14 protein-coding genes and 1 pseudogene are annotated in these 15712 nt (G+C 67.3%); 7 read left to right on the top strand and 8 right to left on the bottom strand.

Features of this window, described 5'->3' with window-relative positions; translation table 11 throughout:
* Positions 1 to 3 precede the first annotated feature (3 nt).
* On the top strand, positions 4 to 804 hold the full coding sequence (locus SLQ31_RS04415; protein ID WP_319430002.1) for an SDR family oxidoreductase: 801 nt from the start codon (positions 4 to 6) through the stop codon (positions 802 to 804).
* Here the strand turns inward: SLQ31_RS04415 and SLQ31_RS04410 are convergent.
* From SLQ31_RS04410 to SLQ31_RS04395, 4 genes are all read right to left on the bottom strand, one after another.
* Positions 793 to 1503, bottom strand: a complete 711-nt coding sequence (locus tag SLQ31_RS04410; RefSeq protein WP_319430001.1) for a DUF2334 domain-containing protein — start codon at positions 1501 to 1503, stop codon at positions 793 to 795. The two genes, SLQ31_RS04415 and SLQ31_RS04410, sit on opposite strands and share 12 nt — an antisense overlap.
* Positions 1504 to 1572: 69 nt before the next feature.
* Positions 1573 to 2061: a glutathione peroxidase gene (locus SLQ31_RS04405; RefSeq protein ID WP_319429999.1), complete on the bottom strand. Its 489-nt coding sequence runs from the start codon at positions 2059 to 2061 to the stop codon at positions 1573 to 1575.
* 10 nt (positions 2062 to 2071) lie between these two features.
* Entirely contained in the window at positions 2072 to 4159 is a 2088-nt protein-coding gene (locus tag SLQ31_RS04400) for a S9 family peptidase (RefSeq protein ID WP_319429997.1), read from the bottom strand.
* Positions 4156 to 5049: a phosphoribosylaminoimidazolesuccinocarboxamide synthase gene (locus SLQ31_RS04395; protein ID WP_319429995.1), complete on the bottom strand. Its 894-nt coding sequence runs from the start codon at positions 5047 to 5049 to the stop codon at positions 4156 to 4158. The genes SLQ31_RS04400 and SLQ31_RS04395 overlap by 4 nt, the downstream gene beginning before the upstream one ends.
* 51 nt (positions 5050 to 5100) lie before the next feature.
* Here SLQ31_RS04395 and SLQ31_RS04390 point away from each other — a divergent pair, with 51 nt between their 5' ends.
* The 5 genes and pseudogenes from SLQ31_RS04390 (at position 5101) to SLQ31_RS04370 (ending at position 9387) form a co-directional block, all read left to right on the top strand.
* Entirely contained in the window at positions 5101 to 5739 is a 639-nt protein-coding gene (locus SLQ31_RS04390) for a hypothetical protein (protein ID WP_319429993.1), read from the top strand.
* Between the two features lie 74 nt (positions 5740 to 5813).
* Positions 5814 to 6673: pseudogene (locus SLQ31_RS04385) on the top strand (DUF559 domain-containing protein).
* A 59-nt stretch (positions 6674 to 6732) separates the two neighbouring features.
* The gene (locus SLQ31_RS04380; RefSeq protein WP_319429992.1) at positions 6733 to 6927 is read left to right on the top strand and encodes a ferredoxin; all 195 of its coding nucleotides are present in this window, start codon (positions 6733 to 6735) and stop codon (positions 6925 to 6927) included.
* A gap of 11 nt (positions 6928 to 6938) precedes the next feature.
* A complete protein-coding gene (locus SLQ31_RS04375; RefSeq protein ID WP_319429990.1) occupies positions 6939 to 8501 on the top strand; it encodes a GMC family oxidoreductase in 1563 nt (520 codons plus the stop codon).
* Positions 8502 to 8565: 64 nt separating this feature from the next.
* Positions 8566 to 9387: a mycofactocin-coupled SDR family oxidoreductase gene (locus tag SLQ31_RS04370; RefSeq protein WP_319429988.1), complete on the top strand. Its 822-nt coding sequence runs from the start codon at positions 8566 to 8568 to the stop codon at positions 9385 to 9387.
* Here SLQ31_RS04370 and SLQ31_RS04365 read toward each other — a convergent pair.
* Genes SLQ31_RS04365 through purB form a run of 3 tightly spaced genes read right to left on the bottom strand, consistent with a single transcriptional unit; the run spans position 9355 to position 12951 of the window.
* On the bottom strand, positions 9355 to 10299 hold the full coding sequence (locus SLQ31_RS04365; RefSeq protein WP_319429986.1) for a tellurite resistance/C4-dicarboxylate transporter family protein: 945 nt from the start codon (positions 10297 to 10299) through the stop codon (positions 9355 to 9357). The genes SLQ31_RS04370 and SLQ31_RS04365 overlap by 33 nt on opposite strands.
* Before the next feature lies 1 nt (position 10300).
* Positions 10301 to 11527, bottom strand: coding sequence for a cytochrome P450 (locus tag SLQ31_RS04360; protein ID WP_319429984.1), 1227 nt, complete (start codon positions 11525 to 11527; stop codon positions 10301 to 10303).
* Positions 11528 to 11532: 5 nt separating this feature from the next.
* Complete coding sequence (purB, locus tag SLQ31_RS04355; RefSeq protein WP_319429982.1) at positions 11533 to 12951, bottom strand: adenylosuccinate lyase; 1419 nt, start codon at positions 12949 to 12951, stop codon at positions 11533 to 11535.
* A gap of 40 nt (positions 12952 to 12991) precedes the next feature.
* Here purB and relZ point away from each other — a divergent pair, with 40 nt between their 5' ends.
* Positions 12992 to 14710: a bifunctional ribonuclease/(p)ppGpp synthase gene (gene relZ / locus SLQ31_RS04350; protein WP_319429980.1), complete on the top strand. Its 1719-nt coding sequence runs from the start codon at positions 12992 to 12994 to the stop codon at positions 14708 to 14710.
* Here relZ and SLQ31_RS04345 read toward each other — a convergent pair.
* Positions 14707 to 15705, bottom strand: a complete 999-nt coding sequence (locus SLQ31_RS04345) for an SDR family NAD(P)-dependent oxidoreductase (protein ID WP_319429978.1) — start codon at positions 15703 to 15705, stop codon at positions 14707 to 14709. The genes relZ and SLQ31_RS04345 overlap by 4 nt on opposite strands.
* Positions 15706 to 15712 lie beyond the last annotated feature (7 nt).

The following is a 15712-nucleotide window of genomic DNA, read 5'->3' as shown; positions in this document are numbered from 1 at the left end:
CCAATGAGCGCAACCGATCTCGAGAACCTGTTCGGACTGGCGGGCAAGACCGCGCTGGTCACCGGCGGCAGCAGTGGCATCGGGGTGATGATCGCCCGCGGCCTGCTGCAGGCGGGGGCCAGCGTGATCATCAGTTCCCGCAAGGCCGACAAGTGCGCGGAGGCCGTCGAGGAGCTCTCGGCGTTCGGGACGGTGCGGGCCATTCCTGCTGACCTGTCGAAGCAGGAGGAGTGCAAACGGCTGGCCGGCGAGGTTCTCGCCGACACCGACGCGCTGCACATCCTGGTCAACAACGCCGGCGCGACGTGGGGCGAACCGCTCGAGTCGTTCCCGGCCTCGGCGTGGGACAAGGTGCTCGACCTCAACGTGAAGTCACCGTTCTGGGTGGTGCAGGAATTGGTGGGCGCGTTGCGCAACGCGGGCACGCACGACGACCCGGCACGCGTGATCAACATCGGCAGCATCGACGGGATCCACGTCCCGGTGATGAATACCTACTCCTATTCAGCCAGCAAGGCGGCACTGCACCAGTTGACCCGGGTGCTGGCCAAAGAACTTGGACCACAACACATCACGGTCAACGCTGTCGCGCCGGGCCCGTTCCAGTCGAAGATGATGGCAGCCACCCTCGATGCGTTCGGGGACGCGATCGCGGCCTCGTCGCCACTGGGGCGCATCGGCCGCGACGACGATATGGCCGGTATTGCGGTCTTCCTCGCGAGCCGGGCCGGCTCCTACGTGAACGGGGCGATCATCCCGATCGACGGCGGGATGGCGACGACGGCCAGTGGCTCAGGCCGCTGACGTCTCGGGGACTGCGGTGTCGGTTCCCCAGCGGTACACCGCCGGCACGCAGCCGTGCATCAAGGCCAGATCAATCGCGTCGAGCATGGCCTGACGGGGACCGACCTTGCCGAGTTGCCGTGCGGTGACAGCCAATCGGACGACGCCGCCGCGGCGCGCGGTGCGCTCCGCGGAGAGCACCAGGGTGCGGCACCACCATGGTTCGGTGACGAAGCCTTCGCCGATACCCACCACCCGTGCGCGCACGGTCTCGCCGGACACCAGATCGGTGATGCCGTGCAAATCGACGAGTACTCGGAAGCCATTGCGTGGCAAGGCAAAAGCGGTTCCCGCAGAGACCGTCCAACCCGGCGCGGCGAACAACCGGGTCCGCAGGCCGACGTGCTCGAGGACCCGGTCGGCGCCCATCAGCCGCAGGTTGGCCTCGTGCGCGGGCAGGGCGGCGAACTCCCCGCGGCGCTTCTTGGTGGCGGCCGCATCGAACCCGTGCAGCACCACCGCGTCCCCGCCGGCGCGACGGCTGGTCAGCCAGCCGATGGTGTGCGGGTCCGATTCCAGGCGATAGCCGTCCTTTTGCCGTGGCGCCACGAGCAGCGACAGCGGGACCTTGCGGTCGTCGAGTGCGCCACAGAACTCGCGGACGCCGCCGAGCGTCCGGTCACTGATCCCGGACACCGACACGATGAGTTGTCCAGCCACGTTCGCAGTGTGGCAATTTCAGGTGTCCAGACGGTGTCTGGCATCAAGATGTCAGACGACAATCGGTGTTCAGCCGGGCAGGACCGCCTCGATCGCGGCGACCACGTCGGGGGCATCGGGGGTGGTTTGCGGGCGGAACCGGTTGACCACGGTTCCACCCGGTGCGAGCACGAACTTCTCGAAGTTCCACTGGATGTCGCCGGCCTTACCGTCGCCGTCGGCGAACGTGGTGAGCTCGGCGTACAGCGGATGCTGCTCCGGCCCGTTGACGTCGATCTTGGCCAGCAGCGGGAAGGTCACCCCATAGGTGGACGAGCAGAAGGTCTGGATTTCCTCCGGTGATCCCGGCTCCTGGCCCATGAACTGGTTGCACGGCACACCGATCACGGCCAAGCCGCGGTCGGCGTAATCGCGGGCCAGCTGCTCCAGGGCCTCGTACTGCGGAGTGAGACCACACTTGGAGGCGACGTTGACCAGCAGGACCGCGCGGTCGGCGTAGTCGGCCAGCGACGTGGGTGCGCCGGCAAGCGTGGTGAGCGGGATGTCGGTCAAAGTCATGCGGCTGACACTAGCAAGCACCAGCGGTGGCCAGCAGCCACGAGTACTGGAATGCCGCTTCCTTCCAGCGCTCGTAGCGACCGCTGATCCCGCCGTGGCCGGCAGCCATCTGAGTCTTCAGCAGCACCGGATGCCCGTCGGTCTTGGTGTGCCGAAGGGCGGCAACCCACTTCGCCGGCTCGACGTAGAGCACCCGGGTGTCGTTCAGCGACGTCATCGCCAGGATCGCTGGATACTCCTTGGCTTCGACGTTCTCGTACGGGGAGTAGGACTTCATGTAGAAGTAGACGTCCTTGTTCTCCAACGGGTTTCCCCACTCGTCCCACTCCGTCACCGTCAACGGCAAGGACGGATCCAGAATGGTGGTCAGAGGATCCACGAATGGCACCTGGGCGAGGATTCCGGCGAACAGCTCCGGCGCCAGGTTGGCCACGGCACCCATCAGCAGACCACCGGCGCTACCGCCGAGCGCCACCAGATTCTGCGGCCGGGTCAGGCCGCTGTCGACCAGATGCTGTGCCACCGCGATGAAGTCGGTGAAGGTGTTCCGCTTCTCGAGCAGCTTGCCGTGCTCGTACCAGAGCCGTCCCATCTCACCGCCACCGCGAATGTGGGCGACGGCGAAGACCATTCCCCGGTCGAGCAGCGACAGCCGCGCCACCGAGAAGCGAGGATCCTCGGACGACTCGTAGGCGCCATATCCGTAGAGCAGTGCGGGAGCGGGGAATTCGATACCCGCCTTGTAAATGACGGAGATCGGCACGCGGGTGCCGTCGGCGGCGACGGCCCAGTCCCTGCGCTCGACGTAATCCTCGCGGTCGTAGCCGCCCAGCACCGGTTGTTCGCGCAGCAAGGTGCGCTCGCCCGTGGTCAGATCGAGGTCGTAGATGCGCAGCGGCGTCACGAACGAGGTGGTGCCGATTCGCAGCTTGGGCGTCGACCAATTGGGATTGCCGGCCAATCCCGCAGACGCCAGCTCCGAGTCGAAGGTGATCTCCTCGGGAGTGCCGTAGCCGTCGGTATCGATGGGCCACAACTGGATCCGCGGCAGCGCTTCCCTGCGGTAGCTGACCACCAGGTGGTCGGCGAAGACATCGACGCCATCGAGGCGCACGTCGTCGCGTGCCGCGATCAGCGTGCGCTGGTCGGTGGGATCCGTGACCGGCGCTTCGACGAGGGTGAAGTTGACGGCGCCGTCGTTGTGCAGGATGAGGAACTTGTCCTCACCCGCGACGACCGAGTGGTCCACCGAATATTCGACACCCTCGCGACGCGGAAGCACGCTGGTGAATTCGGTGTTCGGGTCGGCGGCGTCGCCGAACCAGACCTGCGAGGTGATCGCGGAACCGGCCGCGATGATCACGTACTTGTTGCTACGCGTGCGCCCCATGCCGATCCAGAACCGCTCGTCGGGTTCGTGGAACACCTGCTCATCGGGCTCAGTGGAGCCGAGGCGATGGCGCCACACGGTGTCCGGGCGCCACGCCTCGTCGACCGTCGTGTAGTACACGGTGGCGTTGTCGGCCGCCCACGTCACACCCGACGAGATGCCTACGATCTCGTCGGGATAGAGCTCACCGGTGCGTAAGTCCTTGAACCGCAGGGTGTACCGCTCGTCGCCGACGACGTCGACCGAATACGCCAGCAGGTTCCCGTCCAGGCTCACACTGCTGGCGCCGAGCGAGAAGAAGTCGTGGCCATCGGACTCGAGGTTCTCGTCGAGCAGCACCTGCTCGCCGGGTACATCGGTGTTCTCGTCGAACACCGGCGGGTCCCAGTCATTTTCCCCGGCGATCGGGCAGCGGCAGTGCGCGCCGTATTGCTTGCCTTCGAAGCTGCGCCCGTAGTACCACCAATCGCCGCGCCGGGTCGGAATCGACATGTCGGTTTCTTTGGTGCGAGCCTTGATCTCGTCGAAGATCTTCTGCCGCAACGGCTCGAGGTAGGCAGTGGCCTCGTCGGCGTAGGTGTTCTCGGCTTCGAGGTGGCCGATGACCTCCGGGTCGACCTTCTCCCGCAGCCACTCGTAGGGATCGACAAAGACATCGTCATGGAAGACACGCTCGGTGTCGACCCGCTTGGCGATGGGAGGAGTCATGCACTGGGTCCGATCCAGTCGGCGAACGACAATCCGGAAATGCGTTCGTAGGCTTCGATATAGCGGGCACGGGTAGCGTCGACGATTTCTTCGGGCAACGGTGGTGGCGGGGTGGAACCGTAGCGGTCCCAGCCTGATTCGGGTCCGGTGAGCCAGTTACGGACGAATTGCTTGTCGAAGCTGGGCTGCACCACACCCTGCTGGTAGGTGTCGGCCGGCCAGTACCGGGACGAGTCCGGGGTGAAGATCTCGTCGGCCAGCACCACCCGGTCGTCGGCGTCGACACCGAACTCGAATTTGGTGTCGGCGATGATGATGCCCTTGGTCAGGGCGTGGTCGGCGGCCTGGATGTAGATCTGCAGGGTGCGCTCCCGCACCTGGTTGGCACGCACGGCGCCGACCAGTTCGATGGTTTGGTCGAACGAGATGTTCTCGTCGTGATCGCCCAGCTCGGCCTTGGTGGCCGGGGTGAACAGCGGCTCGTCGAACCGGCTGGCCTCGACCAGGCCCGCGGGCAGCGCGATGCCGCAGACCTTACCGTCGCGCTGATAGTCCAGCAGGCCCGAGCCGGTCAGGTAGCCGCGGGCCACGCACTCGACGGGCACCATCTCCAGCTCGCGCACCACCAGGGCGCGGCCCAGCACCTCGCCGGGGATGCGGGGGTCGTCGGGCGGCCCGGCCAGGTGGTTGGGCGCGTCGATGTAGTCGAAGAAGAACACGCTCATCGCCGTGAGGATGCGGCCCTTGTCGGGGATCAGGCTGTCCAGGATGTAGTCGTAGGCCGAGATCCGGTCGCTGGCGACGAACAACAGATGATCGTCGTCGATGCGATAGAGCTCGCGAACCTTCCCACTGGCCAGATGTTGATAGTCGCTCAGAGCAGGGCGCATCGCGTCAGCCTATCGGCCGCTCACACGGCACGACTGTGCTGGGATCAAGCCATGAGATCGCGGTTCCTGCCCTACGCCACCACCCCAGGCCGGCTGATCGCTCAGTTGTCCAGCGACTTTCTGGTCGCGTCGTGGATCACCGTGTGGGTGCTCGTCGGGCTCGGGGTGCATTCCGCGGTCGCGACGATCGCCGAGGTGGGCCGCCAGGTCAAGGACGGCGCGACCGGGATCTCCGACAACCTGCACTCGGCCGGCGACAGTGCACACAAGATCCCGCTGGTCGGCGACACGGTGTCCAAGCCGCTGCGCGCGGCCAGCGAGGCCGCTCTCGACCTCGCCGGGGCGGGCCACAACCTGGACACCACGGCTTCCTGGCTGGCGGTATTGCTGGGCATCGCGGTGGCCGCACCGCCGATCCTGGCGATCGGGATGCCCTGGCTGTTCCTGCGCATCCGGTTCTTCCGCCGCAAGTGGACGGTCATCATGCTGGCCAGAACCCCCGCGGGTGAGCAGCTACTGGCCCTGCGGGCACTGGCCAACCGGCCCCTGCGCAAGCTCACCGAGGTCAGCTTCGACCCGGTCGGGGCCTGGCGGCGTGAGGACCCGTACGCGATCCGCGGGCTGGCCGTACTCGAACTGCGTTCGGCCGGCGTCGCGGTCCCCCGCTCGTGGCGGCTTTCGGCGCGCTAACGAGCGCTGTGCGCACGAAACCGCGCCCAAGTCTGGGGCGGAACCTGCGCAGCTGCCGACGCGTCAGAAGCTATGTGCTCGAGGATTACCTACGCCGCCAAGACGGAGTCGTCACGTTGGCCCAGGCGCGCCGTGTGGGGTTGAGCGAGTTCGCTGTTCGACGTCGGGTCCGGGCAGGTCAGTGGCGGCGGTGCGCACCCGGGGTGTACTTCGCCGATGACCGTCCCTTCACCACCGCAGCAAGAATTCGGTCGGCGGTGTGGAGCCGCGGTGACCGCGCGACGGCGAGCGGGCTCGCGGCCGCGTGGTGGTTGGGTTTGATGACGATTGCGCCAGAGATCGTCGAGATCACGGTGCCCCGGAACAGCCACGGCCGCCCAGCCCCCGGGACTCGGTTGCGGCGGCGTGACCTCTCGAGGTGGACATTGTCGAACACCGCGACTTGCGCGTGACGGCACTGCCATTGACCGTCATCGAAGCGGCAGTTCGCCGCGGTGGCGGTCCCGCCATCCTGGACACGGCGCTGCAACGTCGAGTAGAGCTATGCGATCTCGAACGAGCTCACGCCCGTAACCGGCGCAGACAGGGGTCCGCGCAAGGTCAACGCCTCCTCGACGCCGCCGCCGGTGGTGCACGCTCCGAGGCCGAACGCTTGGCGATTCAGTTGCTCAAGCGCGCCGGCATCAGGGGCTGGCGGGTCAACTTCGCGGTCGGCAATTACCTTGTCGATATTGCATTTCCGGCTCACCACGTTGCGATCGAGATTGACGGTTGGGCCTTCCATAGTGACCATGCCGCGTTTCAGAACGACCGCGTTCGACAGAACCGGCTCGCACTGCAGGGCTGGCAGGTACTGCGATTCACCTGGCTGGACCTCACCCAAGAGCCAGAGCGTGTCGTCGCCCAGGTCCGCGCCGCCATTTCGGCGCGCTAACGAGCGCTGAGCGCACGAAACCGCGCCCAAGTCGCGATGGTCGACCTTATGCTCGCCTCGTGAAAGCCTCCGTCGATTCCGACCGCTGCGCGGGACATGGTGACTGCGTGTCGATCTGCGCGGAGGTGTTCGCGTGGACCGCTGACGGCTTCGCCGAGGTGGTGCTCGATGAGATCCCCGAGCAGTACACCGATCTCGTCACCAAGGCCGCCCACGATTGCCCCGAGCACGCGATCGAGGTCGACGGGGGCTAGCGTCCGCACCTGTGGCTGACTACGACTACATCGTGATCGGTGCCGGCTCGGCGGGCTGCGCGCTGGCCGGCCGCCTGGCCGCTGGAACATCCACCGTCCTGCTGCTGGAGGCCGGCGGCTCGGACCGCCGGCTCACCGTGCGCGCGCCGCTGGCCTACGCCGCGCAGATGGGCGGGCCCACCGACTGGGACTACAGCTCGGTCCCCGAGCCCGCGTGCGACGGCCGCACCATCCCGCAGCCCCGGGGCCGGGTGCTCGGCGGCACCAGTTCGATGAACGCGATGGTGTGGGTGCGCGGCACCCAACTCGACTACGACGGCTGGCAGCTGCCGGGCTGGGGCTGGTCGGATGTCGAGCCGGTGTTCCGCCGCATCGAATCGCACTACCTCGGCGCCCCGGCGCATGGGACCTCGGGCCCGATCCGGGTGACCCGACTGGCCGAGCCCGATGTGACATCCACCCGGTGGATCGCGGCCGCGCGGGCCGCCGGTGTCTCCGACAACGAGGATCTCGGCGGACCGAATCTCGACGGCACGTCCATCGCTCCGGTGACGGTCTGGAAGGGGCAGCGCTGGAACACCGCGCGGGCATATCTTCCTGCGGCGCGGCGTCGTTCGAACTTCAGCGTGGTGACCGGGGCGTTGGTGCACCGGGTGGTGATCCGCGACGGGCGCGCGGTCGGCGTGGAGTACGAACGTAAGGGCCGGCGAGTGATTGCCGGGGCGAACCGCGAGATCATTCTGTCGGCCGGCGCGTACGGGACGCCTCAGTTGCTGCAGCTGTCCGGCATCGGGGCGGCGGAGCATCTGCGTTCGGTGGGCATCACCCCGGCCGTCGAAAGCCCCTTGGTGGGGACCAATCTCACCGACCATCCGGCGACGGCGATGAGCTGGGATGTGCAGCCTCGCTTTATCGGGCTGTCCGACGCCCAGAAGCCACAGTGGTTGCTGCGCTGGCTGTTTCGCCGCACGGGCAAGATGACCAGCAATGCCATGGAGGCACTCGCGCACATCCGGTCACACTCGGAGTTGCCGGCACCGGATTTCCAGCTGATCCACGCGCCCAGCTATGTCAACCTCGTGGCGATGGAGCAGGAACTGCGCCGCGCATCCTCGGTGCTGCAGTCCTACTGGACCCCCAAGAGCCGGGGGACGGTGCTGGCGCAATCGGCGGATCCCCATGACGCGCCGGAGATCCGGCTCAACACACTGGCCCACCCCGACGACGTGCAGGCGTTCATCCGGGTGGTGCGGCGCACCAGGGAGATCGTGGCCACCGAGCCGTTCGGCTCGGTGATCACCGCAGAACTGCATCCCGGGCCCGATGTCGTCACCGACGACCAGATCGAGGCGTGGGTGCGAAGTTCGGTGGCCACCACCGGCCACCCCGCCTGCTCGGCCGCCATGGGTGCCGACCCGGGCAGCGTCCTGGACGAGAAGCTGAAAGTGCATGGCGTACAAGGATTGCGGGTGGCCGACGCGTCGGTATTCCCATGCATCCCGCGCGCCAACACCAATGCACCGGCGATCATGGTCGGCGAGCGGTGCGCCGACTTCATCGGCGCCGGCCAGTGAGCCTGTTCGACGACTACACGCAGTTTCTATCGACTCGCTGACCGGATCGGTTAGAGTCCGCGTCGTGCCAGAGCTCATCGATACCGTCGCAGTAATCACCGGCGCGGCCCGCGGTCAGGGCAGGAGCCACGCCGTGGCCCTCGCCGCCGAGGGCGCCGACATCATCGCCATCGACCGCTGCGCCGACATCGACTCGATCCCCTATCCGCTGGCCACCAAGGAAGATCTCGAGGAGACCGTCCGACTGGTCGAGGCCCAGGGTCGCCGAGTGGTGCCGGTGATCGCCGACGTCCGCGACCTGGACGCCCTGCGCGCCGGCGTGCAGAGCGGCGTGGACACGCTCGGCGATATCGACATCGTGGTGGCCAACGCCGGGGTGGTGGCGATCGGCCGCAAGGAGCCGATCGACGAGCAGCTGTACCACGACATCGTCGACACCAATCTCAACGGCGTGTGGCACACCATCGCGGCCACCGTGCCCTCCATCATCCGCAAGGGGCGTGGCGGTTCCATCATCTTGACCAGCTCCGCGCAGGGCCTGGTCGGAAAGGGTGGCGATGGCAGTGCGGCAATGTTCGCCTACGCGGCGGCCAAGCATGGCGTGGTGGGCCTGATGCGCTCGGCAGCCAATGCCTATGCCCAGCACAATATTCGGGTCAACACCGTGCACCCCAGCGGGGTGGGCACTCCGATGATCCTCAACGACCACACCCTGCGCACCTTCCAGGAGAACCCCAACGGGGCCGCGCTGTCGGCCAATCTGCTGCCCGTTCCATTCGTTGAGGCCGAGGACGTCACCAACGCCGTCGTGTTTCTGGCCGGCCCGAAGGCGCGCTACATCACCGGCGTGGCGTTACCCGTCGACGCCGGTCACGCCGTGATGTGACCGCAGCTTGAGCACGGCGCCGACGGCTACCGTCAGCCACACGGCGAAGGCCACCCAGAAGAACACCAGCGACACCGTGACGAAGGCCGCCACCGTCGTTTCCCGCGCCAGTGCGAACGTCGCCGCCGAGTACATGCCGAGCGGGAACACCATCGCCCACCAGATACCCCTGAACCGCAGCGCATCCGGGCCGGAGTTGATGCGCCGGATGCCGAAGTACACCAGCACCGGGATCCACAGGGTCGCCAGCGCCCAGGTGAGCACGATGATCGCGGCGACCGTATCCGAAGCCAAGACCCGGTGGATGTGATCACCTGCCAGCGTCGCAATTGCCAGGCCGCCCATCAAGATCCAACCGTCGGGTTCGAAGCCGCCGGGATTGAGCCGTTCGTGCAGGGCCCGCCAGAGAATGAAGACCGTCATCACGGCGTAGACCAACAGGGCCAGCGCCCAGAACAACAGCGCGCCGAACAGCCAGCGTAGGTCGGCGGACAGGATCGCCAGCCCCGACGTCGCCACACTGGCCAGCTCCCACGCACCGTGTGCGCGGTCGCGCAGCCCGGTCCAGCGGTTTCGCCACATCCGCCGGGCCACCATCGGAGCCAGAGTCAGCCAGAACTGCAGTGCCAGAGCGGCCAACACCCACAGCACGACTCGCCACTCGGCCAGCCGCGCACCCAGCACCGCGCACGCCGCCACAAAGGTGAACAAGCGCAACAGCACGTCCGGGTCACGGACATCCAGCGGGGACCGTCGCCACGACACCGCGCACACGACGACGAGCACCGGCAACGCACACGCGGCAATCACCGCCAGCCCCAGGCTGATCCAGCGGTACTCGTGATCGGCAGCCGCAATCGAGATAATGCCCGTGGCCATCACCGCCGCGAACACATCGGGCGGCGGACGCATGTCAGGCGAGTTCCACGAACAGGTGCCGAATACCGGTGTGCCGGTTGCTTCGAGCCCACTCCACCGGCTTGACCACCGTGATCTCCGAGAAGCGGCTCAGCAGCTCCTCGTAGAGCACGCGCAACTCCAGCCGAGCCAGATTGGCACCAAGGCAGTAGTGCACTCCCTGACCAAATCCCAAGTGCGGATTCCGTTTACGAGCGACATCAAAGGTATCCGCATCGTCGAACACCGATGCGTCGCGGTTGGCCGAACCTTCCCAGACCAGCACCTTCTGACCGGCCCGGATCGAACACCCGCCGAGCTCGGTGTCACGAGTCGCGGTGCGCCGCTTCGACGGTGACGGCGAGGACCACCGGACCATCTCCTCCACCGCGGTCGGCAACAGCTCGGGCTCTGCCTTCAGCCGACGGCACTGATCGGGATTCTGCGCCAGGGTCAGCAGCCCACCGGCGATCGAGTTGCGCGTCGTCTCCGCCCCGGCACTGAACAGCAGATTGAAGAACAGGTACAGCTCGATGTCCGATAGCGATGGCGCATCCGGGTCGTCGACGGTGGCATTGGCCACCACCGAGAGCATGTCGTCGCCGGGCTCGGCGCGCTTCTTGGCGATCAGCTCGGTACCGTAGGCGAAGATCCGCGATCCCGCCTCCTCGATGGACAGCTTCCCGACCTCACCTTTGCGGGAGTCGCCGAAGTCGAAACTGGGCTCGATTGCGTGAAACAGCCAATGCCGTTCGGTCTCAGGAACTCCCAGCAGGATGCAGATCATCTGCATCGGCAGCTCGGCGGCAATCTCGACAAGAAAGTCCAAGGCCACCCCGGGCTGTACGGCGTCCAGCAGCGCACGGGCACGGCTGCGCAGATCGTCCTCGACCCGGCTGATCATCCGCGGCGTCAGACCCGAGCTCACCAGCCGCCGGATGTGCGTGTGGCGCGGATCGTCCATCATGTTGAGCACCTGACCGGCGACCGGCAAGTCTTGCAAAAGCGTGCCCCCGAAGGGGCGCTCGCCGCCGGTCACCGAGGAATAGGTGTCCTGATCACGAAGCACGGCAAGGGTTTCCGCATAGGTTGCCACCGACCAGAAGCCCTCGCCGTCCGGGGTGTTCTCGGTCGGCTCATGCCAGTAGACCGGCGCGTCCCTGCGGTGGATCGCGAACAGCTCATGCGGGAAGCCTTCGGCGAAGTTGTCAAGGTCGGTGAAGTCAATCTCGCTGAGCAGCATATGTTTTAGAGGATCGCGCCGGGGGTGTACTTGGCCGCGTCGGGATACGCGCTGACCAGCTCGTCCACGGCGGCGACCACCTGGTCGACCTGACTTGCCGCCGCCCCGATGAAGGCCCCCTTGTCGGCCAGGGCGGCATCCAGCGCCACCCGATCCAGCGGCAGCCGTTCGTCGGCGGCCAAGCGGTCCAACAGATCCGGCTCGGCACCTTTCTCGCGCATCGCCAGCGCGACGGCCACCGCGTGCTCCTTGATCACCTCGTGCGCCGTCTCCCGGCCCACACCGGCCCGCACCGCCGCGATCAGGACCTTGGTGGTCGCCAGGAACGGCAGGTACCGATCGAGCTCGCGCTGGATCACGGCGGGGTAGGCGCCGAACTCGTCGAGCACCGTCAGGAACGTCTCGATCTGTCCGTCGACGGCGAAGAAGGCGTCCGGCAGCGCCACCCGGCGCACCACCGAGCAAAAGACGTCACCCTCATTCCATTGCGCGCCAGCCAGTTCCGCGGCCATCGACCCGTAGCCGCGCAGCACCACCTGCAGCCCGTTGACTCGCTCGCAGCTGCGGGTGTTCATCTTGTGCGGCATCGCCGACGAACCGACCTGCCCCGCGGCGAATCCTTCGGTCACCAGTTCATGGCCGGCCATCAGCCGCACGGTGTGGGCGAACGACGACGGGCCGGCACCCAGCTGAACCAGCGCCGACACCACATCGTGGTCCAACGACCGCGGGTACACCTGCCCGACACTGGTGAAAACGCCGTTGAATCCCAGGAATTCGGCGACCCGGCGTTCCAGCTCGGCCAGCCGGCCGGCGTCGCCGTCGAACAGGTCGAGCATGTCCTGGGCGGTCCCCATCGGACCCTTGATGCCGCGCAGCGGATAGCGCTCGATCAGTTCGGCGATCCGCGTCAACGCGTTCAGCGTCTCCTCGGCGGCCGATGCGAACCGCTTCCCCAACGTGGTGGCCTGGGCGGCAACGTTGTGACTGCGGCCGGCCATCACCACGTCGCGGTACAGCACCGCACCCTCGGCAAGCCGCGCCACGACGGCCACGCCGTGGGCGTGCACGAGTTGCAGCGACCGGCGGATCTGCAGCTGCTCGACGTTCTCGGTGAGGTCGCGACTGGTCATGCCCTTGTGCACGTGTTCGTGGCCGGCCAACGCGTTGAATTCCTCGATACGGGCCTTGACGTCGTGGCGGGTGACCCGTTCCCGCGCGGCGATCGACGCCAGGTCGACGTGGTCGAGCACGCGCTCGTAATCCTCGAGAACGCCGTCGGGAACGCTCACGCCGAGTTCGGACTGGGCGCGCAGCACCGCGAGCCAGAGTTTGCGTTCGGCGACGATCTTGGCTTCGGGCGACCAGATCGCGACCATATCCGCGCTGGCATACCGTCCGGCCAGGACATTCGGGATCGTCACAATGACACAGCTTACGACCCTGGTACGGCAAGGTAGACGGATGCACTTTGTCGGCCTGGACCTGGCCTGGGGTGAACGCAAGCCCACCGGAGTCGCCGTGCTCGACGCCGACGGCCGGCTCGTTCATATCGCCACCGCGCAAGACGATTCGAGCATCCTGGCCGAAGTGCGGCCCTATGTCGACGGCGCCTGCCTGGTCGCCATCGACGCTCCCCTGGTGGTGACGAACCCGAGCGGCCAACGGGGTTGCGAGACGGAACTGAACCGCGACTTCGCCAAGTTCGAGGCCGGCGCGCACCCGTCGAACACCGGAAAGCCCGAATTCGCAGGCACACCGCGCGGCGCCCGGATCGCCGAAGCGCTCGGTCTGGACATGGACCCGCAGTCGCGGGCATCGCGGCGGGCCATCGAGGTCTACCCGCACCCGGCCACGGTCGTGCTGTTCCGGCTCGGTCGCACGCTCAAGTACAAGAACAAGCAGGGCCGCGACTTCAAACAACTGCGTACCGAACTCCTGCGGCTGATGGACGAGATCGAACGACTCGCCCAGGCCTCGGTGCCCCTTCGGGTCAGCGATCATCCGGAATGGATCGAGATGCGCCGCACCGTCGAGGACGCGCAGCGCAAGAGCGAACTGCGACGAGCCGAGGATCCGATCGACGCGGTGGTGTGTGCCTACGTCGGGCTCTACGCGACGCGCCGGCCCGCGTCGGTGACCACCTACGGAGACTTCGCGACCGGCTACATCGTGACGCCGACGCTGCCGCCCGACCTGTCCCCGGCGCCACCGGAGCCGACACCGGGCGTGGTCAGCGACGCCGTCGCCCGCTACGCCGAGCGGCGGCCCGCCCTGATCGCCACCACCGAGCACTACCTTGCGCTGGTGAAGCGCCTGCTGGACGACGCGGGCATCAACTACCTCAGCGTCACGGCACGGACCAAGAGCGTCGCGTCGTTCGCGGCCAAGGCCGATCGCAGCAGCCACGGCCAGCGGCTCTACACCGACCCGTCGACCGAGATCACCGACCAGGTCGGCGTGCGGGTCATCACCTACCTGCGCGAGGACGTGACGGCGGTCGGCACCGTGCTGGCGCAAGAACTCGACGTCCTGGCCGATCTCGACATGGGACAGGTGACGGCCCGCGAGGGCCGGTGGGGCTACGCGAGTCGACACCTGCTGGTCGCCGTCGACGGCGAGACGCAGCCGGCGTCGGTGCAGGTGCGCACCGTTCTGCAACACGCGTGGGCAGAGTTCGAACACGACATCCGCTACAAGGGCACGGTCCCCGAGCAGGACGCGCCGGAGCTCGATCGGCGCTTCACGCTGGCGGCGGGCCTGCTCGAGCTGGCCGACCGGGAGTTCACCGAGATCCGCGATCGATTGCGGGCGTCGATGGCCGACGACCACACGCCGGCCGTCACGGGCGTGGGCATTGCGACGCCCGTGCTGGCCACGTATCTGGGGCACCGCTTCCCCGAGGCGGGCTGGTCCCGCACCGAGCATTACGCATGGATCTCCGACTTGCTCGGCGAGCTGGGCATCCTGACCCTGGACGCCCTCGAGGAGCTGCTGACCAACCTCGACACCGATGCCGTCAACGAGAAAATGGATTACCGCTTCCCGGCAGGTGCGGTGCGCCGCTTGGACGACGCCCTGCTGGCTGCGTTCGCCGAACGCTACGTCGCACTATCGGGCAACGCGCATCGCGTGGCACTGCTCCAGACCCGGCTAAAGCGGTTGCAGCCCGGTCCCGACTAGGCGCGCAGGCCCGACCAGGCTTCCGAAGTTCCGGTCAGGCGGCTGACCTGTTCCAGCAAGCGGCGCACCTTGACCGGGTTTTCGTGACGCTGCCAGCCGAACGTCGTCGGCCGCTGGCTGCGGTCGTGCCAGAAGTGCCCCGGCTTGGATTCCGGCCGGGTGGCCACCAGCCACACCGCGGTGTCGGCGCCGTCGACGACGTCGCGCAGCAGCGGCCGGGTGACGGCGCGGAAACGCGGCAAGGACTCAGCCACCCCGGGGGTATCGACCCAGCCCGGGTGCATGCTCTCCACCCGGATCTCGGTTCCGGCCAGCCGGCGCGCCCACGAATCCGCCAGCACCACTTGCATCCTCTTGGTGCGCGCATAGGCCCGCACCCCGTTGTAGCCGCGCCGCGACTCCAGATCGTCGACCACCAACGGCGAGCCATACATACCGCCGGAGGACACGAACACCACCGAGGCGCCGCCGGCCGCGCGCAGCAGTGGCAGCAGGCGCTCGGTGATCAGATGGGGGCCAAGGACGTGAGTGGCCAGCTGCACCTCATGGCCCTGGGGCGTCAGGATGCGGTCCTTGGGCATCACCCCGGCGTTGTGCACCAATCCATTCAGGGCAGGCACGCGGTCGGCGAAGTCGGCCGTCCACTCGCGCACCACGTCGAGGTCGGAGACGTCGCAGACTTCCGTCACGACGTGGGCGTCGGCGACAGAGTCCCGGATCATGGCCGACGCGCGATCCACCTTGCCGGTATTGCGGCCCAGCAAGTGCACCGTGGCGCCCAGTCCGGCAAAGGACTGCGCCATCGCCAGGCCGATGCCCGCGGTCGCCCCGGTGATCAGCACCCGCTTGCCCACCAATGCCCGCGGACCCGCGTCGGGCGCCCACCAACGCCGGCGCAGTCCGGACCCGATCTTGGTGTAGCCGACGACCAACGCCCGATCCAGCACGCCATCGAGCAGTTCCGCGGCCGGCCGGACGAGCCCGGAGAAATCCATGCCTTCG

Origin of the sequence: Mycobacterium sp. RTGN5 (assembly GCF_033804465.1) — a bacterium.
Classification (GTDB): Bacteria; Actinomycetota; Actinomycetes; order Mycobacteriales; family Mycobacteriaceae; genus Mycobacterium.
Note: the sequence above shows the minus strand (reverse complement) of the source record. Positions and strands in the feature narration are given on the sequence as shown.

What these genes read in the sequence shown, in the direction of transcription:
- SLQ31_RS04415 (WP_319430002.1), top strand. Translation starts at nt 4, where the DNA reads ATGAGCGCAACCGATCTCGAGAACCTGTTCGGACTGGCGGGCAAGACC.
- SLQ31_RS04405 (WP_319429999.1), bottom strand. Translation starts at nt 2,061, where the DNA reads ATGACTTTGACCGACATCCCGCTCACCACGCTTGCCGGCGCACCCACG.
- SLQ31_RS04400 (WP_319429997.1), bottom strand. Translation starts at nt 4,159, where the DNA reads ATGACTCCTCCCATCGCCAAGCGGGTCGACACCGAGCGTGTCTTCCAT.
- SLQ31_RS04395 (WP_319429995.1), bottom strand. Translation starts at nt 5,049, where the DNA reads ATGCGCCCTGCTCTGAGCGACTATCAACATCTGGCCAGTGGGAAGGTT.
- SLQ31_RS04390 (WP_319429993.1), top strand. Translation starts at nt 5,101, where the DNA reads ATGAGATCGCGGTTCCTGCCCTACGCCACCACCCCAGGCCGGCTGATC.
- SLQ31_RS04365 (WP_319429986.1), bottom strand. Translation starts at nt 10,299, where the DNA reads ATGCGTCCGCCGCCCGATGTGTTCGCGGCGGTGATGGCCACGGGCATT.
- SLQ31_RS04360 (WP_319429984.1), bottom strand. Translation starts at nt 11,527, where the DNA reads ATGCTGCTCAGCGAGATTGACTTCACCGACCTTGACAACTTCGCCGAA.
- relZ (WP_319429980.1), top strand. Translation starts at nt 12,992, where the DNA reads ATGCACTTTGTCGGCCTGGACCTGGCCTGGGGTGAACGCAAGCCCACC.
- SLQ31_RS04345 (WP_319429978.1), bottom strand. Translation starts at nt 15,705, where the DNA reads ATGGATTTCTCCGGGCTCGTCCGGCCGGCCGCGGAACTGCTCGATGGC.